Raw genomic sequence first — 23266 nt, 5'->3', positions numbered from 1 at the left:
CAGTTGCATACCGCCGCGCCCAATGGCGCGGCATGTTGCAGTGCCTAGTGCCTAAGCCTAGTGCCGTGCCGGCACCAGCATGCCGGCATCGAGGCCGAGCGCCTTGATCTTTTCCTGCGCGAGCATCGCTTCCTCACGCGTCTTGAACGGGCCGACCTGGACACGCGTTTCCAGCTGCGAAGGGATGCCTGCGGCAGTCAGCTTCTTGCGCAATTCTTCGGCATTGTTCTGATTGGCGAAGACGCCCAGCTGCACCAGGAAATTGTTCACCGCCGAAGCCACCGCACCACTGGCCGGACGGGCCGGTGTCGGCGTGGGTGCTGGTGCTGCCTGCGGACGCGGAGCAGGTGCTGCGGGCTGCGCTGCCAGGCTGCTGGCGGCAGGCGTGGCACGCGCGCTGCGCACCGGCGCCTGCTGTTCGAGCACCAGACGCCCCGAGGCCTGCTGCTTGCCGCTGGCGGCCGCGCTGCTGCTGGCGGCCTTGGGCATGCTGGCCGGCACACCGAGCACCGGCACAGTCGGATCAGCTGAAGTTTCCGGCACCGGGGCCGAAGCCGTCTGCGCCACCACTTGCTGCTCGGCCAACACCACCGATTGCAGCTGAGCTGCTTCGTCCGAAGTCTTCAGCGCCTGCCGGGCAGCCTCTTCGAGGCTCTGCGATTGCTGGTCGGAGGCGGCCAGCGGCGCGGTGATGTGCGCAGTCGGCGCCGGTTCCGCTTCGCGCGGTGCCTCGGCGTTCTCGTACATCGCCAGCGCCACCACCAGCGTCACCGCAGCGGCAGCGGCCAGCCCGCCCTTGATGACCAGCTGGCGCCGGCTCTGCTTGAGCTCTTCCGCAGTCACCGGTGTTTGCGCGCCCAACTCAGCCATGTCCTTCTCTCCTGTCCTGATCCTGCGTATCGAGTTCGCCGCGCTCGCTCAAAGCCTGCACCAGCTCGGCCTCGGCCACCGAGATGCCGCAGCGCTCGGCAATCGTGTGCGCATCGAGCCCGCGACGCACCATCGACACCGCTTCGGCATAGGCCGGCGCGACACGGCTGGCGGCACGCACCGCCGAGAGTTCCTCGCGCAAGGCGCGTACCTCGTCGTCAAGCGCTCGCAGGCGCTGCGCGTGTTCATCGACCTTGTGATGCATCTGCCGCACTTCGAGCAAGGCATCAAAGCCGAAGCTGGAGGCGTCCGGTTCAGCTGCGCGCGGCTCACGGCGCTGCAGCGGCGCAGCGGCGGCTTGCTCGCGTGAATGAGCGGAGAGCGAAACGACGGCATCATCATCGTCGTCATCCTCGCTCAAGGTGTCTACGGTCTCGGCGCTGCGCACCGAGTAACTCGCCGGCGTCTCGGAGAATTGCGGCGAGAAGCGGTCTGCATCGCGGAAGATATTGCTCGGGTCAATGCGATAGCTCGCCGCTTTGGACAGCCGACGCCAGCGGATCGCCAGCCAGATGAGGTAGCCACACAGCAGTGCCACCAGCAGGATCAACAGTGTGCGCAAATCGAGGGACTCCAGCCCGATCGCCGCCCGCAAGGAGCAGCCTGTGTATATTGTGAGGGCATGATACTGGCTGCCGACGCCGATTCAAAGCCGCCGGGCGCCCTCCTCCCCCCAAACAGCGAAGCCGATATGTTGTTCACGCTCAAGAAACTGATCTCCGCCTTGATCACCCCGCCCCTGTTATGCCTGCTGCCGCTGCTGCTGGGCTTGCTGCTGTGGCGGCGCCGACCGCGCAGTGCGCGCCTGCTGTCCGGGCTGTCACTGCTGCTGTGGCTGGTGCTGAGTACGCCGCTGACGGTGAACATGCTGGCCGCGCCGCTGGAGGATTTCAGCCCGGTCAGCGAGCAGGCGCTGCGCCAGACCCAGGCCATCGTCATTCTCGGTGGCGGCCAGCGGCGTTACAACGAGGAATACGACGGTGCGGCCGGACCGAATCGCGTCTCGCAGGAGCGCGTGCGCTACGGCGCGCGCCTGGCGCGCAGCAGCGGCCTGCCGGTGCTGATCAGCGGCGGCGCGCCGACCGGTAGCCAAGCCGAAAGCAGCCTGATGGGCGACAGCATGGCGCAGGATTTCGGCGTACGCGCGCGCTGGCTGGACACCCGCTCGCTCGACACGCCTGACAATGCGCGCGAATCAGCGCAGATCCTGCGCGAGGCCGGCATCACGCGCATCACCCTGGTGACACACGCCTTCCACATGCGCCGCGCGCTGGGCGAATTCGAGCGTGTGGGCTTGCAGGTGACGCCTGCACCGCTGGCCTATCTGCGCAACGGGCCACGCGGCGAGAGCTATTTCGACGTGCTGCCGAACATGGACAGCCTCTACGCCGGCAGCATCGTGCTGCGCGAATGGCTGGGCATCGCCGCCCAGCGCATCCGCTTCGCACTGTCCTGATGGCTCAGAAGCTGTAGCTCATCTGCGAACCGAGCAGCCAGACCTGGCCGCTGTAGCTACCGTTGACCAGGCCACGGTTGGCCGAGCGCTGGTCGTTGTAGATCTGCGCATCGCGTACCTTGATGTAGGTCGCGCCCAGGTCCAGCACCAGAGCCTTGCTCGCCATCCACTGCAGCCCCGCGGAGAACCACAGGCGGTCATTGTCCGGCAACGAAACGAGGCGGTAATCCGCGCCCTTCACCGCGCCCTGGTCGTAAGCGATGCCGGCCTTGATCTTCCAGGCCGGACTCAGGCGATAGCTGCTGCCCAGCGCAACACGCCAGGTGTCACGAAAATGCGCATTGAGCGTTTGCGCCGTGGCGTTCGAGGTTTCGAGCTTGATATCCACCTCCTGCACGCTGCTCCAGCGCGTGTGCGAGATGTCGCCCATCATTTCCCACTTGTCGTCGATGGTCTGCACGACGCTGAAGATGAAGGTATCGGGCAGCGTCAGCTCGGTCGATTCCGCGCCGGTGCTGGCAGCCAGCAGCGCAGCCGTCGGCCCGGAAGCCCGCAGATCGCCCTTGAGGTGATAGTTGATGCGTGAGCGGTAGGAAAAGCCCAGTCGCATGCTCTCCGAAGACTCGAACAAGACGCCGGCGTTCCAGCCCCAGGCATGGCCCTGGGTCTGCAAGGCCACCGCATCGGAAGACAGCGAGAAGGCCGAGGAGGTCGACACCATGCGCTGGTACTGCGCCTCCAGCTGCTGGTAGTTGATGCCGCCACCAATCGACCAGCGATCATTGAGCTTGTAGGCCAGCGAGGGATTGACGTTCTGCGTCTTGATGTCGAACAGGGTGGCCTGCGCTGCGCCCGCCCAGGGCTGCTCGTAAGCGGTCTTCAGACCGAACGGCGCGCTGATGCCGATGCCGCCGAACAGGCCACCGCCCAGCTCGGTCGACACATAGGCATTGGGCACACGGCCAAGGGTGCCACCATCGGTGCCATTGCCGGTGCCGGTGAAGGCACCACTGCTCGAACCATTGTCATGAAACAGGTATTCGGCGCGCACCAGGGTGCCGCCCGCCGACACCTGGCTGCCCTTCAGGCGCGTCATCGCCGCCGGGTTGAAATAAATGGTGCTGGCGTTCTCGCCCAGCGCCGCCGAGCCGGCATAGGCATTGCCGATGCCGCTGGCGTTCTGTTCCAGCAACTGGAAACCGGAAGCTTGCGCGGCGCCCGCCGCCAGCATGGCCAGCGCGCTGGCGACGGCATGGGTGATCAGTGTTTTTTTCATGAAATATCCTCTGCTGATAGGCCGTGCTTTATAGCTGCGGCAATGCTCTTTTCTTGCCGGATTCATCGATGGCGACATAGGCCAGGCTGGCTTCCGTCACCTTGACGACTTGCGGATTGGCAGGGTCACGCTCGGCAAATACCTTGACCTCGACGCTCATCGATGTCGTACCTTCCTTGATGACGTGGGCGTAGAAGCTGACCAGATCGTTCTTGTAGACCGGTTGTTCGAAAGTGAAGGCATTCACCGCCACCGTGACGACGCGCCCACGTGCGCGGCGCGCTGCAGCCACCGCCCCGGCCAGATCGACATGGGCCATGATCCAGCCACCGAACACATCGCCGGCTGCGTTCAGATCCTTGGGCATGGCCAGGACACGCAGCACGGGTTCATATGCAGGTAATTCAACGACGCTCATCCAGCCACCTTTTCTAGCGCAGCCGCCGTTTGCGTGCTGGCCGCCGAGTGATACAAGGGCCCGCCCGTCCAGGGCGCGAAACCGGTGCCGAATATTACGCCAGCGTCGACCAGATCCGCGTCGGCAACGAGGCCCTTTTCCACACAGCGTTGCGCCGCTGCAACAAGGGGGGCGAGCAGGCGTTGCGCCAGCGCATCGTGCTGCGCTGCGGAATAACGTGCTTTGCTGCGCTGCGGTCGTCCCTTCTGCCAGCGGTAGAAACCCTCGCCCGCCTTGCGACCGAGTTTGCCTGCAGCGGCCAGCTGCGCCAGTTGCTGCGGCACCCGGCTTTGCCCGCTGAGCGCCGGGCCGGCAGCCAGCACGATGTCCAGACCCACGGTATCGACCAGCTCGACCGGCCCCATCAACATGCCAAAGCGCTGCATCGCCGCATCGATCTCGGCCGGGGCAATGCCTTCATCGACGCAGAGCATGGCTTCGTGCAGATAGGGCCCGAGCACAGCATTGACGACAAAGCCCGGCGCGCTGGCAACCGGCAGCGGCAGCTTGTCGAGCTGCTGCACGAAGGCCAGCGCACGGCGCACGGCCTCGGCATCCGTAGCGTCAGCCGCGACCACTTCCACCAGGGGCATCTGTGCGACCGGATTGAAGAAGTGGATGCCCACCAGGCGTTGCGGCTGCGCCAGCGCCACGCGGATTGCTTCGATGCTCAGGCTGGAGGTATTGGTGGCCAACAAGGCATCGGGGCGCGCCCGCGCCTCGACATCGCGCCAGAGCGCCTGCTTGGCGGCGAGGTTCTCGTAGATCGCTTCGATGATCACATCGGCACGCGGCACGCAGCGCCCTTGCGGGTCGGCGATCAGGCGGTCGAGGGCCAAGCGCTGCTGGATGCGCTCGCCGCGAAATTTGCGGGCGAACGTCGCCGCCGCACGCTGCAGGGCGGGCGCGATGCGCGCCATGTCCTGATCCTGCAGGCTCACCTCCAGACCGCGCAGCGCGCACCAGGCCGCGATATCGCCGCCCATCACGCCGGCACCGATGACATGCACATGACGCGGACGCGCTACGGCGGACGCATCATGCTTGCCCAAGCCCTTGAGACGCTGCTGCAGAAAGAAGATGCGAACCAAATTACGCGCCGTACCCTGCGCCACGATGTGCTGCAAGGAAGCCGGATGCCCCGTCGGCACTGCCAGAGCATTGCCGTCGTAGTGCTGCCAGATATCGATGAGCGCCCAGGGCGCCGGGTAATGCTCGCGCCGCGCTTTGTGCGCCAGCTGGCGCCGCGCCTGCCAGGCCACCCAGGCACGCAGCGGCCCGTTGAGCCAGGCGTGCAGACCGCGCGCCACACGCGGCGCCTGGCCGGACAGCACCAGCATGCGCGCCGCATTGTCCATCACGCGGGGCGGCACGCATTCGTCGACGAGACCGCTACGCCGCGCCCGCCGCGCATCGATCTGCTTGCCGCTGAGCATCATCTCCAGCGCCGCGACGGGGCCGATCAGGCGTGGCAGACGCAGCATGCCGCCCCAGGCCGGCACGATGCCGAGCAAGACCTCCGGCAAAGCCAGGCGAGTCGCCGGCTCATCAACCGCAATGCGGTAACGGCAGGCCAGCGCCAGCTCCAGTCCGCCGCCCATGCAGTGCCCGCGAATCAGCGCCAGCGTCGGCCAAGGCAGCGCGGCGAAGCGATTGAACAGCTGCCAGTTGCGTGCGACCAGATCGAGCACGCCGGCCAGCTCGCTGATCCGCGCATATTCCTCAAGGTCCGCTCCGGCGATGAAACCGCCGGCCTTGCCCGAGCGCAGCACCAGAGCGCGTGGTGGCTCCGCCTCCAGCTGGTCGAGCACGTCGGCCAGTTCGGCCAGCACCGCGCTGCCCAGGGTATTGGTGCTGCTGTCGGCAACATCGATGTTGAGCCAGACAATGCCTTCGGCATCACGCGAGAGTTGCCAATGCTGCCAGCTTTTTTGCGATCTGCTCATAGCGCCTCCACCAGCATCGCCCCGCCCTGCCCACCGCCAATGCAGATCGACGCGATGCCGCGCCGTGGCCGCCCGGCCGCAGGCTGTCGGCGCAAGATGTGCAAGAGTTGCAGGACGATGCGCGCGCCGCTGGCACCGACCGGATGCCCCAAAGCGATCGCGCCGCCATCGATATTGAGGCGGCTTTCATCGAGCACGCCGAGCACATCAGCCAGGCCCAGCGCCTCGCGGCAATACTCGGCATCGTTCCAGGCGCGCAGGCAGCCAATGACCTGGGCAGCGAAGGCTTCGTTGATCTCCCAGGCATCGACATCATCGAGCGCCAGCCCGTGGCGCTGCAGGATAGGCGTTACCGCGTGCACCGGCCCCAGCCCCATCTGCTCCGGCGCCAGACCCGCCCACTGACTGTCACGGATCAGGCCCAGCGGCTGCAAGTCGTAGCGTTGCAGCGCCTGTTCCGACGCCAGCAGCAGCCAGCTGGCACCATCGCTGATCTGCGAACTGTTGCCCGCGCTCACGCGACCGTACTTGCGGTCGAAAAAAGGCTTCAGGCGCGTCAGGTCGGCCAGGCTTGATTCGCGACGCAGGCCGTTGTCATGCTCATAGAGCTTGCCATCCTGATCGACCAGGGGCACCAGGCTCGCCGCGAAATGGCCGGCATCCTGCGCGGCCGCAAGACGCTGGTGGCTGCGCAGCGCGAAGGCGTCCATCTCCGCTCGCGTGATGCCGAAACGCCAGGCCAGATTCTCGGCCGTCTGCCCCATGCTCAAGCCGACGATGGGATCGGTCAGTCCCTTGAGCAAGGCGATCACCGGTGCCAGATGCGCCGGCCGCAGCCCGGCCAATACGGCGAGGCGCGCGCGCCAGCTCCTGGCCGCTGCCCAGGCCGACAGGCTGCGCACCATCGCCTCGCTCCACAGCACCGGCGCACGCGACAGCGCATCGACGCCGCCAGCCAACACCAGCTGCGCGCGCCCGCGCTGGATATTGGCCATCGCCGAATCGAGCGCCTGCATGCCGGAGGCACAGTTGCGCATCACCGTCCATGCCGGCACTGCATTGCCACAGCCCATGCGCAGCGCCACCACACGCCCGATATTCACTTCATCGAGCGCCGGCATCACACAACCGAGGATCACCTCGTCGAGCGCGCTGGCGGCGAAGGGCTGGCGCGCCAGCAGTTGGCGGCCGGCCAGCGTCGCCAGATCCGCCGCCGAAAATGGCCCCGGCACATTGCGCGATTTGAGGAAGGGAGTGCGCGTGCCATCGACAACATAGACGGGCTGGCTGTTCATCGTCTCCATCCTCGCAACTCAGGCCGCACGCGCCACACTGCGCGGCGGCGGATTGAAGCTTTCACGGGCGCTCAGATCTGGCGGAAAATCATCGACACGAATCACCTTCTGACGCAGCGCATCGCGCCGCGCCAGCATGACCCGCTCGCCCGCACTGATCAGTCCCCGCGCAGCGGCATCGGCCATCCACGCCTCGATGTCGGCCCCCGCCAGCTGCCCCGCCTTGTGCGCGGCATGCAAACGCGCCTCGATCCCCTCGGCCTGCACACAGGCTTCCAGTGCCAGCTCCAGCACGGCGACCGGGTCTTCCTCATCACCACGCTGCACATAGCTGCCATCAAGCAGACGATCACGGCTTGCCGAAGCTTGGATCAGCACGGCCGCCACGGCGTGGCCAAGCGCATCGGAAGGCGGCCGCTGGCGCGCGCCGAGCGGGAAGATCAGCACACGCAGCGCAAAAGCCAGGCTGCGGCTGGGGAAGTTGTCGAGCACGCCCTGCACGGCCTGCTGGATGCGCAGCAGCGCGTCCTGCAGCGCCCAGTGCAATAGGGGTGCGTCGGCCGCCTGGCGGCCCTCGTCCTCGAAACGCTTGATACTGGCGGCGCTCAGGTAGAGCAGCGAGAGTACATCACCCAGCCGCGCCGAGAGCTTTTCGCGGCGTTTGAGCTGGCCGCCCAGGCACAGCAGGCTGAAATCCACCAGCAAGGCGAACGCGGCAGACCAGCGCGTCAACTGGCGGATGTAGCGCCGGCTCTCCGGCGCGGCCAGCGGCGCATGCAGCGCGGGCGCCAGGCCCAGACCAAACAGCAGGCTGCGCGTGGCATTGCCGCATACCGCAGCAAGGTGGCGCCACAGGGCGGCGTCGAAATCACGCAGGCCGCGCGCGGCGTCGGCATCCTGCGCCGCCTGCATTTCCTTGAGCAGGTAGGGGTGACAGCGCAGCGCGCCCTGACCGAAGATGATCAGGCTGCGAGTGAGGATATTGGCGCCTTCGACGGTGATCGCAATCGGCATTTGCTGGTAGGCCCGCGCCAGGAAATTCTGCGGCCCCAGGCAGATGCCCTTGCCGCCCAGCACATCCATGCCGTCGTTGACCACCTGACGCGCCGATTCGGTGATGTGGTACTTGAGGATTGCGCTGAGCACCGCCGGATGCTCGCCACGGTCAATCGCGGCGAGGGTCAGCCGGCGCGCCGCGTCGGCCATGTAGAGCCTGCCGCCGATGCGCGCCAGCGGCTCTTCGACGCCTTCGAAGCGACCGATGGCGGTTTTGAACTGGGCCCGCACCCGTGCATAGGCGCCAACGCTGCGCGCCGTCAGCTTCATCACGCCGGTATTCGATGCAGGCAGCGAAATCGCACGCCCCGCCGCCAGGCATTCCATCAGCATGCGCCAGCCATGGCCGGCCATCGCCGGCCCGCCGATGATGAAATCCAGCGGCACGAAGACATCCTTGCCGGAATTCGGGCCGTTCTGGAACACCGCATTGAGCGGCGCGTGGCGCCGACCGATGCGCACGCCGGGATGGCGCGCCGGAATCAGCGCACAGGTGATGCCCAGATCCTCGACCTCGCCGAGCAGGTGCTCCGGGTCATACAGGCGGAAAGCCAGACCGAGCAGGCTGCAGATCGGCCCCAGGGTGATGTAGCGCTTGTCCCAGCTAAGGCGCATGCCCAGCACTTCGCGCCCCTCGTACAGGCCTGTACAGACGATGCCGCGATCGGGAATGCTGGCTGCATCGGAGCCCGCTTGCGGGCTGGTCAGCGCAAAAGCCGGAATCTCCTGACCGCTGGCCAGACGCGGCAGGTAGTAGCGCTTCTGCGCCTCGGTGCCGTAGCGCAGCAGCAGTTCGGCCGGCCCCAGCGAATTGGGCACCATCACGCTCACCGCGGCGGCCGAGCAGCGCGTGGAAAGCTTCATCACCACTTGCGAATGGGCGTAAGCCGAAAAACCCTTGCCGCCGTATTCACGCGGGATGATCAGACCGAGAAAGCCCATGTCCTTGAGGTATTGCCAGGCCTCGCTCGACAAGTCCTGGAACTGCTGGGTCTGCCAGTCATTGGCGAGACGGCACAGTTCTTCGGTCTCTTCGTCGAGGAAGGCCTGCTCGGCCGCACTCAGGCGGGCCGGCGGGAAGGCCAGCAGCGCCTGCCAGTCCGGACGACCAGCGAATAACTGCCCCTCCCACCATACCGAGCCGGCGTCCAGCGCCGTCTTCTCGGTCGCCGACATATGCGGCAATACGCGCCGGTAAAGCCGCAGCAAGGGCGCGGTGAGCAGGCGGCGGCGCAGTGGGCTGGCCACCAGCAGCACGAGGACGACAAGTAGCAAGAAGACGGCGTTCATCGCAGCACCTCCTTCAGGCAAAACCCGCCTCCGGCGGCAGGGGCGCGCGCAGGCCACCGAGCAGGAAGCTGGTCAGGCGCGGCTTGAGCAAGGCAGGATCATCATTGACGCGGGTACTGATCAGGGCCAGCGCGTCGATGCCGGAAATGGCATAGGACACCGCCCCCATCATGAAATGCAGACGCCACACGATCTCCTCTCGTGGCACTTCGGGCAGCGCGCGGTAGAGCGCGGCGATGTAGCGATCCATCACTTCGGCATACTCTTCGGCCATGAACTTGCGGATGAATTCGGCCGGCTCGGTATAGGTGCGACCGAGCAGGCGCATGAAGGTGTGGCCGCCGTGCTCGGTGTCCGCCGCCATGTCCAGCGCCGGGCCGAAGAAGCAGTCCATCAGCTCGCTGGCCTTGAGCACCCCGCCGGCACTGCGCGCCTCGGCCTCGTCGAGCGCCTGCACGCGCTGGCGATTGAGTTCGGCCAGACGGCGCTGGAAGATGCGCTGGAACAGGCCTTCCTTGCTGCCGAAGTGATAGTTCACCGCAGCGAGATTGACGCCGGCCCGCGCCGTCAGTGCACGCATGGCGGTGCCCTCGAAGCCATGTTCGGCGAACAGGACTTCGGCCGCGTCGAGGATGCGGCTGACGGTGTCCTGGGGATCACGTTCCGGGCGAGTACTTGCGCTCACGACAGACTCCTTGAATAAAGGTCAAGGCGGCGAGAAACAGAAACGAACGTTTGAATAATAGTCTGGCATGTCCGCCTGTATATCAGGGTTAGCCTGCGCTCCATCACATTCCCTAGGCATTTTCCACACTCACCCTCAGGGATCTTCAGCGCACGTCGTTATAGACGTATTGCATAGCCAGATGGCGTCGTATCAAAAAGTGAGAATCAATTGAACTCCACTGAAACTACTGAGAGCGCAAGCCTGGTGCTGATCGTCGATGACGACGCCGCCACCCGCGCGCTGCACTGCGGCATCCTGCGGCCGCACTTCAGAATCCTCAACGCGGCCAGCGGTGCCGAGGCACTGAAACTGGCCGCCCGCCACCCGCCGGACCTGATCCTGCTTGATGTCGGCATGCCCGAGCTCGATGGCTTCGAAACCTGCCGCCGGCTGCGCGAACAAAGCGCGGTGCCAATCATCTTTGCCACCATGCACGACTCCACCGACGAGCAGCTGAAAGCTTGCGAAGCCGGTGGCACCGACCTCTTCGTCAAACCGGTGTCAGCGCAATTGCTGATTCGCAAACTACAGCTGTGCATCGCGCAACACCGCGAGCGCGAGCGCAATCGTCTGGAAGCGCCGCCGCGCTCGCCGGTTTTGCTGCAGCTGCTCACGGCCTGCGCGCAGACGCCCAACCTGGTCCAGTTCATCCGCAGTTGCCTGGCCTGTGACAGCTACGCCGCGCTGGCACAGCATCTGGTCAGCGCCGCCGCCATGCTGGGCGCCGATTGCAGCGTACTGATCGAGCATGACAACAGCGAGACGCACTGGGGCGCCCAAGGGCCGCTCAGCGCACTGGAGCTGTCGGTGATCCATCAGCTCAAAGCTGGCCTGCCGGCCGAGCTGGAAGCGCATCTGTTCATCCGCCAGGGCAATGTCAGCATGCTGGTGCCGCAACGCACACAAGGAGACCCACGCGGCGTGCGCCATCAGCTCAAGGAATTGCAGGTCATGACCGATCTGGTGGCCGAGTTGTGCAGCCAGGTGGCATTGCGCCACGCACAGCAGCAGACGAGCAAGGCCGGCTGAGCGGCCGTGAAAACCGAATCATTGAACACGCATCCATGACGGAGTTCTTATGACTGAAACCCACACTGGCGAGCACGAAGGACTCGTCCTGGTCGTCGACGACGATGCCTCGACGCGCGCCCTGCACAGCGGCATCCTCTCCCGCCACTTCGAGGTGATCTGCGCCTCCACCGGCGCCGAAGCGCTGGCCCTGTGCGAATCGCGACGGCCGGACCTGGTCTTGCTCGACGTGCGCATGCCACAGCTCAACGGCTTTGAAACCTGTGCACGGATTCGCGAGCACAGTGAAGTGCCGATCATCTTCGCCACCGTCTATGACTCGCTCGAAGAGCACCTCAAGGCCTACGACGCGGGCGGCACCGACCTCTGCGTCAAGCCTGTCTCGGCGCAGATCATGATCCGCAAAGTGCGCCTGGGCATCGCCAAACACCGCGAGCGCGAAGCCCTCAAAGCCGAAAAAGCCTCGCTGCACTTCATGGCGATGAGCTTTCTGTCCACCATGGGCGAGAACGGCGTGCTGCTGCAATTCGCGCGTGCCAGCCTGAGCTGTCGCAGCTATGAAGCGCTGGCGCAGAACTTCGTCGAAGCCGCCAATGGCCTGGGCGTCGACTGTTGCGTGGCGATCCGTCATGACGAGCAGGAAACCTGCTGGAGCAAGAAAGGGCCGGCCACCGCGCTGGAGCTGTCGGTACTCGGGCATGTGTCGAAAATGGGTCGCCTGACGCAGTTCCGCAATCGACTGGCGATCAACTACGACAAGGTTTCGGTGGTCGTCAGCAATCTGCCGACCGAGCCGGCCGAGCTGGTCGGGCGCATTCGCGACAACATGATGGTGCTCGCCGAAACCACCGAGGCGCTCACCGAGAGTGTCCATGTGCGCCTGGAATCGGCCGCCCGCGCCGAACAGATGCAGGTCGCCCTGGGCGACGTGCTGCGCACCGTCGAAGAGCTGCGCAACAAGCACCGCTTGCTGGTCGCCGATGTGCGCATGCTGCTGCAATCGCACAGCGACGAAGTGCGCGCCAACTACGGCTGGCTGGCGGCGGACCGCATCCAGGAGGAAGCGATGAATCGCGAAGTGGTCAACAGTGTTGATCGCATCCTGCAAGTGCTGTTGCGCGGCGTGGCCTTCGAGGAAGACTTCGCGCGGATCAGCGCCAGCCTCAGCCGGCACGACCGCAACGAGGATTTCGAACTGTTCTGAACACCCGCGCAGCGCACGGCGGGCGCGGATGTGGTTCAATCCCGGACCATGTTAGAAGCCCATGATCTCGCCTGTTTGCGCGGCGACCGCCTGCTGTTCCGCCGCCTTGGTTTCAGCCTCGCGGCCGGCGAATTGCTGCGCGTGGCCGGCCCCAATGGCAGCGGCAAGACCAGCTTGCTGCGCATCCTCAGCGGTCTGGCCAGTGCCGAAACGGGCAGCCTGCACTGGCGCGGCCAGGACACCCGCCGCGAGCGCGAAGCCTGGCATGCCGAACTGATCTACCTGGGCCATGCGCCAGCACTCAGCGAACTGCTGACGCCGCTGGAAAATCTGCGTTTCGCCGCCGCAGCCGAGGGCATCGAGGCCAGCACCGCTGCCTGCCGCGACGCGCTGCAGCGCATCGGCCTGGAGCGCCAGCTTGGATTGCCCTGCCGCGTGCTCTCGCAGGGCCAGCGCCGCCGCGTCGCCCTGGCCCGCCTGCTGCTGCCGCGCAGCCGCGCGGTGTGGATTCTCGATGAGCCCTTCGCGGCGCTCGACGTGACAGCCGTCAGCGCACTAAGCGAGCGCATCGCCGCCCACGCTGCGGCAGGCGGCATGGCCATCTTCACGACCCACCAGGAAGCCGGCCTCGCCGCGCGTACGCTGGATCTGCAGGACTTCGCGGCATGAACCTGTTCCTCGCCGTGCTGCGTCGCGATCTGCTGCTGGCCTGGCGCTCACGCGCCGACCTGCTGGTGGCGCTGTCCTTCTTCGTCATCGTCGCCAGCCTGTTCCCGTTTGGCGTCGGCGCCGAGACCAACCAGCTGCGCGCCATCGGCCCCGGCGTGGTGTGGGTCGCCGCCCTGCTCGCCACCTTGCTGGCGCTGCCGCGCATGTTCAGCCAGGACTTTGAATCCGGCGTGCTTGAACAATTACTGCTCTCGCCCGAGCCGCGCGTGCTGTGGCTGAGTGCCAAGATCGCCGCGCACTGGCTGGCCACCGGCCTGCCACTGGTGATCGTCGCGCCGCTGCTGGCCCTGATGTACGGTCTGGAACCGGGCGCCATCGGCGTGCTGTGCGCAGCCCTGCTGCTGGGTACGCCGATCCTCTCGCTGATCGGCGCCATCGGCGCGGCACTGACCCTCGGCCTGCGCGGCGCCGGTTCGCTGCTGGCGCTGCTGGTCTTGCCGCTGATGGTGCCGGTGCTGGTGTTTGGCGCCGGCAGCGTCGATGCCTGGAGCGCCGGCATGTCCATCAACGCGCATCTGCTGCTGCTCGGCGGCGGCCTGCTCGGCGCACTGGCGCTAAGCCCGCTGGCCTGTGCGGCAGCGCTGGGGATTGCCAGCGATTAATTGAGGCAGGCTCTTGCGCCACATTTGTCCATAATCAGTCACTATCGAAATTCTTGCGGCAAGATGGTCCTGAACAATACTTTGCAGAATTCGCCCTTGGCGCGACATGGCTTGAGATAATCGCGCCGCGCCATCCGCTCCCAGGTCCGCTCCGCTTACCCAGACGCCAACGCCCGACGCATGAATTTCTTCCACTTCTCATCGCCGCAAACCTTCTACCCGCTGGCGGGCAAGCTGGCGCCGTGGATCGCAGCCCTGGCCGCCGTGCTGGCCGCCATCGGCCTCTACATCTCGTTCTTCGTCGCACCGACCGATGCGCAGCAAGGCGAGGTCTATCGCGTGATCTTCATCCACGTGCCGGCGGCTTGGATGAGCATGGTCATCTATATGGCGATGGCTTTCTGGTCGGCCATCGGCCTCGGCCTGGGCACCCGCCTGTCCTTCTACATGGCGCGCGCGCTGGCGCCGACCGGCGCGCTGTTCTGCTTCATCGCGCTGTGGACCGGCGCGCTGTGGGGCCGCCCGACCTGGGGCACCTACTGGGTGTGGGATGCGCGCCTGACGTCTCAGTTGCTGCTGCAATTCCTCTATTTCGGCTTCATCGCGCTGACCAGCGCCATCGAAGACCCGCGCCGCGCTGACAAGGCGGGCGCCATCATCGCCCTGGTCGGCGCGATCAACGTGCCGATCATCTATTTCTCGGTGAAGTGGTGGAACACCTTGCATCAGGGCTCCTCGGTGAGCCTGACCAAGTCACCGAGCATGGCCATGACCATGCTGTGGGGCATGCTGATCATGGCGCTGGCGGCCTGGGCCTACAGCATTGCGGTGACGCTGTGGCGTGCGCGCAGCATCATCCTCGAACGCGAACGCCACACCGACTGGGCGGCCGCAGAAATCGCGAGGCAGACGACATGAACTGGGCTTCCTTGGCCGACTTCATCAACATGGGCGGGCGTGGCTTCTTCGTCTGGGGCTCCTACGGCGTGAGCCTGGCCCTCATCCTTGCGGAACTCTGGCTGCTGTCACAGCGTCGCAAGCAAAGTCTGCAGCGCCTGCGCGCCCTGCAGCAACTCGATCAATAAGCCGGCCAACGGAGCATGCATTGAAAGCACGTCACAAACGTTTCCTGTGGATCGGCATCGGCGTCGCCCTGCTGGCGGGCGCCGTCTTCCTGGTGCTGCGCGCCTTCAACGACAACCTGGTGTTCTTCCAGACACCCAGCGACATCGCCGCTGGCAAGGTGCCGCAAGGTCGCAACGTGCGCCTGGGCGGCCTGGTGGAAAAGGATTCGATTCGCCGCGAAGCTGACGGCCTGACCGTACATTTCGTGCTCACCGATACCGCCAAGAGCATCCCGGTGACTTACAAAGGCATCCTGCCCGACCTGTTCAAGGACGGTCGCGGCGCGGTGGCGCAAGGCAAGGTCGGCCCTGACGGCAGCTTCATCGCCACCGAAGTGCTGGCCAAACACGATGAAAACTACATGCCGCCGGAAGCCAAGGCGGCCGTCGACCAGGCGCACGCGGCAACGCGGGCAGCCCAACCCTGAGCAAGCGCTTGCACGGTACAGATCGCGCAGCAATAATAGTTGCAACAGTTGCAACCGGAGACCAGCATGGCGACCACCCTAGGAGTCAAAGTCGATGACGCGTTGCGCGAGCGCCTTGGCGCCCTGGCCGAAGCCAAGGATCGCACGCCGCACTGGATCATCAAGACCGCGCTGACCGAATACCTGGAGCGTGAAGAGCGCCGTGAGCGCGAGCACAAGGAAGACATGGCGCGCTGGGAGCACTATGCGCTGACCGGCGAGCATGTCAGCGCTGAAACTGCCGATGCATGGCTGAACAAACTCGCCAAGGGTGAACGCGGCTCATGGCGCTGAAGTGGTCGCCTGACGCGCTCGATGATGTTGAACGCCTCATTGCCTTTCTGGACCAATACAGCAGCACGGCTGGCAATCAGGCGGCCGAACTCATTTTGCAGGCCGCCCGACAATTGCTGAACACACCACAGATCGGTCGCCAGCATGGCAGTGCAGGCATGCGCGAGTGGTTGGCACCATTCGGTGCCAGTGCTTATGTACTGCGTTACCGGATCGATCCGTCCGGCGATATCTTCATCCTGCGTGTCTGGCACTCCCGCGAAGACCGAAACGAAAAGAACTGACATGATCCCCGAACTCGGCCACTTCGCCCTCATCCTCGCCTTCCTCGTCGCCCTGATCCAGGGCGTCGTGCCGCTGATTGGCGCGCAGCGCGGCGACGCCACCCTGATGCGCATCGCACGCCCGGCGGCGCGCTTGCAGTTCGCCCTGGTGCTGCTGTCGTTCCTGGCGCTGGCGGCGGCTTTTGTCGGCAATGACTTCTCGGTGCTCTACGTCGCCTCGCACTCGAACACCTTGCTGCCGGTGTATTACCGCATCACCGCCGTGTGGGGCAGCCACGAAGGTTCGCTGCTGCTGTGGGGCCTGATGCTCTCGCTGTGGACCCTGGCGGTCTCGCTGGCGCGCAAGCTGCCCGAAAACTTTGTCGCCCGCGTGCTGGGCGTGCTGGGCCTGGTCAGCGGCGGCTTCTTCTCCTTCCTGCTGCTGACCTCGAACCCCTTCGAGCGCCTGCTGCCGGCCGCGGCCGAAGGGCAGGATCTGAACCCGCTGCTGCAAGACCCGGGCATGATCATCCACCCGCCCCTGCTCTACATGGGCTATGTCGGCTTCTCGGTGGCCTTTGCGTTTGCCATCGCCGCCTTGATCTCCGGACGACTCGATACCGCCTGGGCGCGTTGGTCACGGCCATGGACCCTGGCGGCCTGGAGCTTCCTGACCTGCGGCATCCTGCTCGGCTCGGGCTGGGCGTATTACGAACTGGGCTGGGGCGGCTGGTGGTTCTGGGACCCGGTCGAAAACGCCAGCTTCATGCCCTGGCTGGTCGGCACGGCGCTGATCCACTCCCTGTCGGTCACCGAAAAGCGCGGCGCCTTCAAGAGCTGGACCGTGCTGCTGTCCATCGCCGCCTTCTCGCTGTCCCTGCTCGGCACCTTCCTCGTGCGCTCCGGCGTGCTCACCTCGGTGCACGCATTCGCGGCCGATCCGCGACGCGGCGTCTATATTCTCGCCTTGCTGGTGATCGCCATCGGCGGCTCGCTGGCGCTCTACGCCTGGCGCGCGCCCAAGCTGGTTGGCGGCGGCCAGTTCGAAGGCGCCTCGCGCGAGACCTTCCTGCTCACCAACAATGTGCTGCTCGCCGTGGCCGCCGCGACGGTGCTGCTCGGCACGCTGTACCCGCTGCTGCTCGACGCGCTCAATCTGGGCAAGCTGTCGGTCGGGCCACCCTACTTCGAAGCTGTGTTCGTGCCGGTGATGGCGCCGGTGGTGTTCCTCATGGTGGTTGCCCCCTTCGTGCGTTGGAAAGCGCACGCCCTCTCCGCCTTGCTGCGCAAGCTGGCGCCGGGGCTGGCGCTCAGCCTGCTGATCGGCATCGGCCTGGCAGCCGGCCTGCAGGTACTCAGCTGGCGGAGCGCCCTCGGCCTGAGCCTGGCCGCCTGGGTGCTGATCGGCAGCCTGCAGCTGCTGCGCGAACGTCTTGGCGAACGCCCGGGCGCCGCACTCGGCTCGCGCCTGGGCACCATCCCCGCAGCCTGGTGGGGAATGTGGCTGGCGCATTTGGGCATCGGCGTCTTCATCATCGGCGTCAGCCTGGTGAAAAGCCTCGAAGCCACGGCCGACGTGCCGATGAAGATCGGCAGCAGCACACAGCTGGCCGGCTACGATTTCACCCTGCGCGGCATCGAAGACGTGCGCGGCCCCAATTTCACCGCTGCGCGCGGGCAAATCGAACTCTCACGCAAGGGTTTGCACATCAATACGCTGACGCCTGAAAAGCGCGTCTATACCGCGCGCCAGATGCCGATGACCGAAGCCTCGATCGACAACGGCCTGTTCCGCGACGTCTATGTCTCGCTGGGCGAACCGATCAGCGCCGACACCTGGATCGTGCGTCTCTACTACAAGCCCTTCATCAGCTGGATCTGGGCCGGATGCCTGCTGATGACCCTCGGCGGCGTGCTGGCGGCCTGCGACAAGCGTTACCGCAAGCAGGCTGCGCGCGAGCACAGCGCCGCCCTCGCCGCCCAATCTGCATAGAGCCATCATGAAAGCCAAAGCCCTCATCCCGCTCCTACTGTTCGTCGTGCTTGCCGTCTTCCTCGGTATCGGCCTGACGCGTGACCCGCGCGAAATTCCCTCGCCCCTGATCGACAAGCCGGCGCCCGACTTCAAGCTCTCGCAGCTGCACGCCAGCGACCAGAGCCTGTCGCTGGCCGATATGCAGGGCAAGGTCTGGTTGCTCAATGTCTGGGCCTCCTGGTGCGTTGCCTGCCGCGAGGAACACCCGGTGCTGGTGAACTTCGCGCAGCAGAAAGTGCTGCCGGTGATCGGCCTCAACTACAAGGACAAGACCCGCGATGCGCTGTCCTGGCTCAAGGATGGCGGCGACCCCTACACCCTGTCGATTGTCGACGCCGATGGCCGCGTCGGCCTCGACTACGGCGTCTATGGCGTGCCGGAGACCTTCCTCATCGATGGCAAGGGGCGCATCCGCTACAAGCAGATCGGCCCGGTCACCCAGGACGTGCTCGACAAGATCCTGCTGCCCAAGATTCGCGAGCTGCAACATGGCTGAGCGCCGGTCCTGCCTGCGGCCGCTGCGCCGCCTGCTCGGCGCCCTGAGCCTCTGCCTGCTGGCGCAGATCGCCAGCGCACAAAGTGACCCGGCGCTGGAAGCCCACGTCAACGCGATTTCCGAACGGCTGCGCTGCCTGGTCTGCCAGAACCAGTCGATTGCCGAATCGCAGGCCGACCTCGCCAACGATTTGCGCCGCCAGGTGCGCGAGATGCTCGCCGCCGGCAAGTCCGAAGACGATGTGATCGCCTTCATGGTCGAGCGCTACGGCGATTTCGTGCTCTACGATCCGCCCTTCAAATACACCACCCTGCTGCTGTGGGGCGGCCCGGCAGCCCTGATGCTGCTCGCCCTCGGCGGTTTTGCCTGGACCGTGCGGCAACGCCGGGCCGCCGCGCCACAACCGCAACTGACAGACGCCGAGCGCGAGCGCGCCCAGGCCCTGCTGGACAACAAGGACAACACCTAGGCATGAGCGCATTCCTGATTCTCGCCGCCATCTTGCTCTGCGCAGTGACGGCGATCCTGCTGTGGCCCTTGCTGCGCGCACGCCCTGAGACCAGCGACAATAGCGAAAGCCCGGCGCTGAAAATCCTGCGCGAACAGCGCAAAGAGCTTGATGCAGAACTCGCTGCCGGCAGCATCGACGCCGCGCGCCATGCGGAAACCCTGGCCGAGCTTGAACGCCGTGCGCTCGAGGAATCGAGCGCTCCCGAAGCCGCCCGCAGCGCAGGTCCGCGCCGCGCCTGGGCGATTGCGCTAGCGCTCGTGCTGCCGCTCAGCGCGGTCGGCCTCTATGTGTGGATCGGCAATCCGGCGGGGCTGCATCCCGAGCAAGCGGTCGATGAGTCGGCACAGCACGTCACGCCCGCGCAGATCGATGCCATGCTGGGCAAGCTGGCTGAACGCGTCGCCGCCAACCCGGACGATCTGGAAGGCCTGCTGATGCTCGGCCGCTCCTACATGGTGCTGGGACGCTTTGCCGATGCCGAGAAGAGCTTCGCCCTGCTCGCCAGCAAACGCCCGGATGCCCAAACCTATGCAGATTGGGCCGATGCGCTGGCCGCTGCGCAAGGACGCAGCCTCGCCGGCAAGCCGGAAGAGCTAATCAACAAGGCGCTCAAGCTCGACCCGCAGAACATCAAGGCGCTGGCACTGGCCGGCACCGTCGCCTTCGACCGCAAGGACTTCAAGACTGCCATCAAACACTGGCAGAAGATTGCCGCCTTGGTGCCGGCGGACAGCGAGTTCGGCCAGTCGGTGCAATCGATGCTGCAGGAAGCGCGCAGCCATGCCGGATTGCCCGCTACAGCCGACCCCGCAGCCAAGACAAGCACCGACGCAAGCGCCGCCCGCCCACAAGCAGCGGCGAATCAAGCGCCAGCGCTGACGCTCAAAGGCCAGGTCACACTCGCCGCAGCCCTGCGTGGAAAGGTCTCGCCGGACGACAGCCTGTTCCTGTTTGCGCGCCCGGCCGCTGGCGGAGCGCCGGTCGCCGGCATGCGCTTCAAGGCCAGCGAGCTGCCGCTGGAATTTGACTTCTCGACGGCGCAGGCAATGATCAGCCAGGTTGCGCCGCATGACAAAATCATCGTCGGTGCGCGCATCTCCAAGCACAACAGCCCGATGGCGCAAGACGGTGATCTGCAGGGACTCTCTGCGGCCGTCGAGGCTTCAGCGCAACAGCCGCTGCGGATCGAGATCTCCGAAGTCGTCAAGAAGTAGCATGCGCCGCGCCTCTTCCTTGCCGCTGCCGCAACCTGCAGGCGCGGACGAAGTACAGGGCTGGCGCACCATCCGCGCCTTGCTGCCCTATGTTCTGCGCTGGCGTGGCCGCGTGGCCCTGGCCCTGGTCTGTCTGGTCGGCGCCAAGCTGGCCAATGTGGCCGTGCCGCTGGTGTTCAAGCAAATCATCGACGCGCTGAGCATCACCCCGGCGCAAGCATTGATTGTTGTACCGGCGGCCCTGCTGCTGGCCTATGGTGCGCTGCGCTTTGCCACTTCAGCCTGCACCGAGTTGCGCGAGATCCTCTTCGCACGCGTCACCCAGCAAGCGGTGCGCAGCATTGCGCTGGAAGTCTTCGAGCATCTGCATGCGCTGTCGCTGCGCTTCCATCTCGAACGCCAGACCGGCGGCCTGACGCGGGACATCGAGCGCGGCACCCGCTCGATCGGCTCGCTGATCAGCTACGCGATCTACAGCATCCTGCCGATCATCATCGAGATCGCCCTGGTGCTGGGCATCATGATCCACAAGTACGACATCAGCTTTGCGCTGATCACCATCGCCACCCTGCTGCTCTACGTCGGCTTCACGATCAGCGTCACCAACTGGCGCAGCGTGCTGCGCCGCCAGGCCAACGAGCTCGATTCGGCCGCCAACGCGCGTGCCATCGACAGCCTGCTCAACTACGAGACGGTCAAATACTTCAGCAATGAAGCCTACGAGATGCGCCGCTACGACGAGCACATGCACGCCTGGATGCAGGCCCAGGTGCGCAACCAGTACTCGCTGTCGGTGCTCAATCTGGGCCAGTCGCTGATCATCGCCGCCGGCGTCACGGTGATGATGTGGCGCGCCGCGGCAGGTGTGGCCGACGGACAGATGACCCTGGGCGACATCGTGCTGGTCAATGCCTTCCTGATCCAGCTCTACATCCCGCTGAATTTTCTCGGCGTGCTGTATCGCGAGATCCGCCAGGCGCTGACCGACATCGAACGCATGTTCGGCCTGCTGCGCACCCAGCGCGAAGTCGAGGACGCGCCTGATGCGCTGCCCCTGCAGCCGGGGCCGGTGACGCTGCGCTTCGAGCAAGTGGGCTTTGCCTACGACGCGCGCCGACCGGTGCTCGAAGATGTCTCACTGGAAGTTGCGCCAGGCACCACGGTGGCCGTTGTTGGTCATTCTGGTGCAGGAAAATCCACGCTCTCGCGCCTGCTGTTCCGCTTCTACGATGTCAGCACCGGGCGCATCACTTTGAACGGCACGGATCTGCGTCAGTTCACGCAGAAGAGCCTGCGCCGCGCGATCGGCATCGTGCCGCAGGACACGGTGCTGTTCAACGACAGCATCCACTACAACATCCAGTATGGCCGCCCGGATGCCAGCGCCGAGGAAGTACTCGCCGCAGCGCGCGCAGCGCAGCTGCACGAGTTCATCGAACGCCTGCCCGATGGCTATGAAACACGCGTCGGCGAGCGCGGCCTCAAGCTCTCCGGCGGCGAAAAGCAACGTGTCGCGATTGCCCGCGCCCTGCTCAAGGATCCGCCTATCCTGATCTTTGACGAGGCCACCTCGGCACTCGACTCGCAAACCGAAAAAGCCATCCAGTCACAACTGGAAGCCGCCGCACGCGGACGCACCGCCCTGGTCATCGCGCATCGCCTGTCGACCATCATGAACGCCGACATGATCATCGTGATGGATCAGGGGCGCGTCGCCGAACGCGGCACGCACAGCGAACTGCTGACACAATGCGGTATTTACGCCAGCATGTGGGCACTGCAACAGCAAGAACCCCAGCAGGAAAACTGATCTGCACATCAAGCCTTTTGATCCAGATCATGCAACGTGGTTTTCCACAACTGCCTGGCGCAGTTATTGCGTGTATTTTCAGTCTGTCTCGGCGTTCGCCGAACGTGTTCAGGAGAATCAAACGATGAAAAAACTTTTGTTGGTCGCAGCAGTGTTGTCTTCTATCGCTCAAGTCAGTCAGGCGCAGGAAATCGACGGCACGCTGAAGAAGGTGAAGGACACCGGGAGCATCACCCTGGGTATCCGTGAATCCTCGGGCCCCTTGTCCTATCTCGACGCCAACCAGAAGGTCATCGGCTACCACATCGATATCTGTTACAAGATCGTCGACGCCGTCAAGGCCAAGCTCAAGCTGCCCGGCCTGAAGGTTGCAGAACAAGCAGTGACTTCGCAAAACCGCATTCCCCTGGTGGTCAATGGCACGGTCGATCTCGAATGCGGTTCGACGACCAACAGCGCTGACCGCCAGAAGCAAGTGGCCTTCGCGCCGACGACCTTCGTGACCAATGTGCGCATGGCCGTCAAGAAGGCCTCGGGCATCACCGATCTGGACCAACTGGGCGGCAAGCCGGTTGCCACCACCACCGGCACCACCAGCGTGGCGCTGATGCGTGCACACGAAAAGGGCAAGAGCATCGACTTCAAGGAAGTCTACGGCAAGGACCACGCCGACTCCTTCCTGCTGCTTGAAAGCGACCGCGCCGTGGCCTTCGTGATGGACGACAACCTGCTCGCCAGCCTGATCGCCAACTCGCAGAACGCAGCACAGTACGCCATCGTCGGTCCGGCCCTGTCGACCGAACCGATCGCCATCATGCTGCGCAAGGACGACCCGCAATTCAAGGCGCTGGTCGATGACACCGTCAAGGGTCTGATGAAGTCCGGCGAGATCAACAAGCTCTACGCCAAGTGGTTCACTTCGCCGATTCCGCCGAAGAATGTCAGCCTCAACTTCGCGATGAGCGATGCACTCAAGAACGCCATCGCCAATCCGAACGACAACCCTGTAGAAGCCTACAAGAAGTAAAAACAGTGAAGCTGGCGCAAGTCTTGCT

Annotated in this window: 24 protein-coding genes; 16 read left to right on the top strand and 8 right to left on the bottom strand. The window is 65.1% G+C overall.

The genetic code is table 11. From position 1 onward, the window contains the following. Nucleotides 1-57: 57 nt before the first annotated feature. On the bottom strand, nt 58-870 hold the full coding sequence (locus ABDB84_RS15370) for an SPOR domain-containing protein (RefSeq protein ID WP_345920635.1): 813 nt from the start codon (nt 868-870) through the stop codon (nt 58-60). Then, the gene (locus ABDB84_RS15365) at nt 863-1492 is read right to left on the bottom strand and encodes a DUF2802 domain-containing protein (protein ID WP_345920634.1); all 630 of its coding nucleotides are present in this window, start codon (nt 1490-1492) and stop codon (nt 863-865) included. Before ABDB84_RS15365 ends, ABDB84_RS15370 begins: the two co-directional genes overlap by 8 nt. Nucleotides 1493-1621: 129 nt before the next feature. On the opposite strand from ABDB84_RS15365, the gene ABDB84_RS15360 reads away from it, so the two are divergent. Next, nucleotides 1622-2386 carry a YdcF family protein gene (locus tag ABDB84_RS15360; protein ID WP_345920633.1) on the top strand — a complete coding sequence of 255 codons (765 nt, stop codon included), beginning with the start codon at nt 1622-1624 and terminating at the stop codon, nt 2384-2386. A gap of 4 nt (nt 2387-2390) precedes the next feature. On the opposite strand, the gene ABDB84_RS15355 is transcribed toward ABDB84_RS15360, so the two are convergent. Genes ABDB84_RS15355 through ABDB84_RS15330 form a run of 6 tightly spaced genes read right to left on the bottom strand, consistent with a single transcriptional unit; the run spans nt 2391 to nt 10391 of the window. After that, nucleotides 2391-3662, bottom strand: coding sequence for an OmpP1/FadL family transporter (locus tag ABDB84_RS15355; RefSeq protein WP_345920632.1), 1272 nt, complete (start codon nt 3660-3662; stop codon nt 2391-2393). 28 nt (nt 3663-3690) lie between these two features. Further along, entirely contained in the window at nt 3691-4080 is a 390-nt protein-coding gene (locus ABDB84_RS15350) for an acyl-CoA thioesterase (RefSeq protein WP_345920631.1), read from the bottom strand. Further along, complete coding sequence (locus ABDB84_RS15345; RefSeq protein WP_345920630.1) at nt 4077-6065, bottom strand: 3-hydroxyacyl-CoA dehydrogenase NAD-binding domain-containing protein; 1989 nt, start codon at nt 6063-6065, stop codon at nt 4077-4079. Before ABDB84_RS15345 ends, ABDB84_RS15350 begins: the two co-directional genes overlap by 4 nt. Next, on the bottom strand, nt 6062-7360 hold the full coding sequence (locus ABDB84_RS15340; RefSeq protein ID WP_345920629.1) for an acetyl-CoA C-acetyltransferase: 1299 nt from the start codon (nt 7358-7360) through the stop codon (nt 6062-6064). Before ABDB84_RS15340 ends, ABDB84_RS15345 begins: the two co-directional genes overlap by 4 nt. An 18-nt stretch (nt 7361-7378) precedes the next feature. Then, nucleotides 7379-9706: an acyl-CoA dehydrogenase gene (locus ABDB84_RS15335; protein ID WP_345920628.1), complete on the bottom strand. Its 2328-nt coding sequence runs from the start codon at nt 9704-9706 to the stop codon at nt 7379-7381. A gap of 13 nt (nt 9707-9719) precedes the next feature. Then, nucleotides 9720-10391: a TetR/AcrR family transcriptional regulator gene (locus tag ABDB84_RS15330; RefSeq protein ID WP_345920627.1), complete on the bottom strand. Its 672-nt coding sequence runs from the start codon at nt 10389-10391 to the stop codon at nt 9720-9722. A gap of 210 nt (nt 10392-10601) precedes the next feature. On the opposite strand from ABDB84_RS15330, the gene ABDB84_RS15325 reads away from it, so the two are divergent. The 15 genes from ABDB84_RS15325 to ABDB84_RS15255 all read left to right on the top strand — a co-directional run bounded on the left by ABDB84_RS15325 (nt 10602) and on the right by ABDB84_RS15255 (nt 23238). Beyond that, nucleotides 10602-11462, top strand: coding sequence for a response regulator (locus tag ABDB84_RS15325; protein ID WP_345920626.1), 861 nt, complete (start codon nt 10602-10604; stop codon nt 11460-11462). Nucleotides 11463-11511: 49 nt separating this feature from the next. Beyond that, entirely contained in the window at nt 11512-12666 is a 1155-nt protein-coding gene (locus ABDB84_RS15320; protein WP_345920625.1) for a response regulator, read from the top strand. Nucleotides 12667-12714: 48 nt separating this feature from the next. After that, nucleotides 12715-13335 carry a cytochrome c biogenesis heme-transporting ATPase CcmA gene (ccmA, locus tag ABDB84_RS15315; protein WP_345920624.1) on the top strand — a complete coding sequence of 207 codons (621 nt, stop codon included), beginning with the start codon at nt 12715-12717 and terminating at the stop codon, nt 13333-13335. After that, on the top strand, nt 13332-13997 hold the full coding sequence (gene ccmB, locus ABDB84_RS15310) for a heme exporter protein CcmB (protein WP_345920623.1): 666 nt from the start codon (nt 13332-13334) through the stop codon (nt 13995-13997). Before ccmA ends, ccmB begins: the two co-directional genes overlap by 4 nt. Before the next feature lie 180 nt (nt 13998-14177). Continuing rightward, the gene (gene ccmC / locus ABDB84_RS15305; protein ID WP_345920622.1) at nt 14178-14915 is read left to right on the top strand and encodes a heme ABC transporter permease CcmC; all 738 of its coding nucleotides are present in this window, start codon (nt 14178-14180) and stop codon (nt 14913-14915) included. Beyond that, nucleotides 14912-15082, top strand: coding sequence for a heme exporter protein CcmD (gene ccmD, locus ABDB84_RS15300; protein WP_345920621.1), 171 nt, complete (start codon nt 14912-14914; stop codon nt 15080-15082). Before ccmC ends, ccmD begins: the two co-directional genes overlap by 4 nt. A gap of 20 nt (nt 15083-15102) precedes the next feature. Beyond that, nucleotides 15103-15549, top strand: coding sequence for a cytochrome c maturation protein CcmE (gene ccmE / locus ABDB84_RS15295; RefSeq protein ID WP_345920620.1), 447 nt, complete (start codon nt 15103-15105; stop codon nt 15547-15549). Between the two features lie 66 nt (nt 15550-15615). Then, nucleotides 15616-15882, top strand: a complete 267-nt coding sequence (locus ABDB84_RS15290) for a ribbon-helix-helix protein, CopG family (protein WP_345920619.1) — start codon at nt 15616-15618, stop codon at nt 15880-15882. After that, on the top strand, nt 15873-16166 hold the full coding sequence (locus tag ABDB84_RS15285; protein WP_345920618.1) for a type II toxin-antitoxin system RelE/ParE family toxin: 294 nt from the start codon (nt 15873-15875) through the stop codon (nt 16164-16166). Before ABDB84_RS15290 ends, ABDB84_RS15285 begins: the two co-directional genes overlap by 10 nt. Nucleotide 16167: 1 nt before the next feature. Then, complete coding sequence (locus tag ABDB84_RS15280; protein WP_345920617.1) at nt 16168-18138, top strand: heme lyase CcmF/NrfE family subunit; 1971 nt, start codon at nt 16168-16170, stop codon at nt 18136-18138. 7 nt (nt 18139-18145) lie between these two features. Next, a complete protein-coding gene (locus tag ABDB84_RS15275; protein WP_345920616.1) occupies nt 18146-18676 on the top strand; it encodes a DsbE family thiol:disulfide interchange protein in 531 nt (176 codons plus the stop codon). Next, nucleotides 18669-19145, top strand: a complete 477-nt coding sequence (locus ABDB84_RS15270) for a cytochrome c-type biogenesis protein (RefSeq protein WP_345920615.1) — start codon at nt 18669-18671, stop codon at nt 19143-19145. Before ABDB84_RS15275 ends, ABDB84_RS15270 begins: the two co-directional genes overlap by 8 nt. 2 nt (nt 19146-19147) lie before the next feature. Next, nucleotides 19148-20401, top strand: a complete 1254-nt coding sequence (ccmI, locus tag ABDB84_RS15265; RefSeq protein ID WP_345920614.1) for a c-type cytochrome biogenesis protein CcmI — start codon at nt 19148-19150, stop codon at nt 20399-20401. A gap of 1 nt (nt 20402) precedes the next feature. Further along, nucleotides 20403-22211, top strand: a complete 1809-nt coding sequence (locus ABDB84_RS15260) for an ABCB family ABC transporter ATP-binding protein/permease (protein ID WP_345920613.1) — start codon at nt 20403-20405, stop codon at nt 22209-22211. Nucleotides 22212-22335: 124 nt separating this feature from the next. Further along, complete coding sequence (locus tag ABDB84_RS15255) at nt 22336-23238, top strand: transporter substrate-binding domain-containing protein (RefSeq protein WP_345920612.1); 903 nt, start codon at nt 22336-22338, stop codon at nt 23236-23238. Nucleotides 23239-23266: the final 28 nt, after the last annotated feature.

This window comes from Uliginosibacterium sediminicola, assembly GCF_039631295.1.
GTDB classification, from domain to species: Bacteria; Pseudomonadota; Gammaproteobacteria; order Burkholderiales; family Rhodocyclaceae; genus Viridibacterium; species Viridibacterium sediminicola.
The sequence above is the reverse complement of the archived record's forward strand: the minus strand, read 5'-3'. Positions and strand labels throughout refer to the sequence as shown.

Coding starts and splice junctions, on each gene's coding strand:
- ABDB84_RS15370 (WP_345920635.1), bottom strand. CDS start 870: ATGGCTGAGTTGGGCGCGCAAACACCGGTGACTGCGGAAGAGCTCAAG.
- ABDB84_RS15360 (WP_345920633.1), top strand. CDS start 1,622: ATGTTGTTCACGCTCAAGAAACTGATCTCCGCCTTGATCACCCCGCCC.
- ABDB84_RS15355 (WP_345920632.1), bottom strand. CDS start 3,662: ATGAAAAAAACACTGATCACCCATGCCGTCGCCAGCGCGCTGGCCATG.
- ABDB84_RS15350 (WP_345920631.1), bottom strand. CDS start 4,080: ATGAGCGTCGTTGAATTACCTGCATATGAACCCGTGCTGCGTGTCCTG.
- ABDB84_RS15345 (WP_345920630.1), bottom strand. CDS start 6,065: ATGAGCAGATCGCAAAAAAGCTGGCAGCATTGGCAACTCTCGCGTGAT.
- ABDB84_RS15340 (WP_345920629.1), bottom strand. CDS start 7,360: ATGAACAGCCAGCCCGTCTATGTTGTCGATGGCACGCGCACTCCCTTC.
- ABDB84_RS15335 (WP_345920628.1), bottom strand. CDS start 9,706: ATGAACGCCGTCTTCTTGCTACTTGTCGTCCTCGTGCTGCTGGTGGCC.
- ABDB84_RS15320 (WP_345920625.1), top strand. CDS start 11,512: ATGACTGAAACCCACACTGGCGAGCACGAAGGACTCGTCCTGGTCGTC.
- ccmA (WP_345920624.1), top strand. CDS start 12,715: ATGTTAGAAGCCCATGATCTCGCCTGTTTGCGCGGCGACCGCCTGCTG.
- ccmB (WP_345920623.1), top strand. CDS start 13,332: ATGAACCTGTTCCTCGCCGTGCTGCGTCGCGATCTGCTGCTGGCCTGG.
- ccmC (WP_345920622.1), top strand. CDS start 14,178: ATGAATTTCTTCCACTTCTCATCGCCGCAAACCTTCTACCCGCTGGCG.
- ccmD (WP_345920621.1), top strand. CDS start 14,912: ATGAACTGGGCTTCCTTGGCCGACTTCATCAACATGGGCGGGCGTGGC.
- ABDB84_RS15290 (WP_345920619.1), top strand. CDS start 15,616: ATGGCGACCACCCTAGGAGTCAAAGTCGATGACGCGTTGCGCGAGCGC.
- ABDB84_RS15285 (WP_345920618.1), top strand. CDS start 15,873: ATGGCGCTGAAGTGGTCGCCTGACGCGCTCGATGATGTTGAACGCCTC.
- ABDB84_RS15280 (WP_345920617.1), top strand. CDS start 16,168: ATGATCCCCGAACTCGGCCACTTCGCCCTCATCCTCGCCTTCCTCGTC.
- ABDB84_RS15275 (WP_345920616.1), top strand. CDS start 18,146: ATGAAAGCCAAAGCCCTCATCCCGCTCCTACTGTTCGTCGTGCTTGCC.
- ABDB84_RS15270 (WP_345920615.1), top strand. CDS start 18,669: ATGGCTGAGCGCCGGTCCTGCCTGCGGCCGCTGCGCCGCCTGCTCGGC.
- ccmI (WP_345920614.1), top strand. CDS start 19,148: ATGAGCGCATTCCTGATTCTCGCCGCCATCTTGCTCTGCGCAGTGACG.
- ABDB84_RS15260 (WP_345920613.1), top strand. CDS start 20,403: ATGCGCCGCGCCTCTTCCTTGCCGCTGCCGCAACCTGCAGGCGCGGAC.
- ABDB84_RS15255 (WP_345920612.1), top strand. CDS start 22,336: ATGAAAAAACTTTTGTTGGTCGCAGCAGTGTTGTCTTCTATCGCTCAA.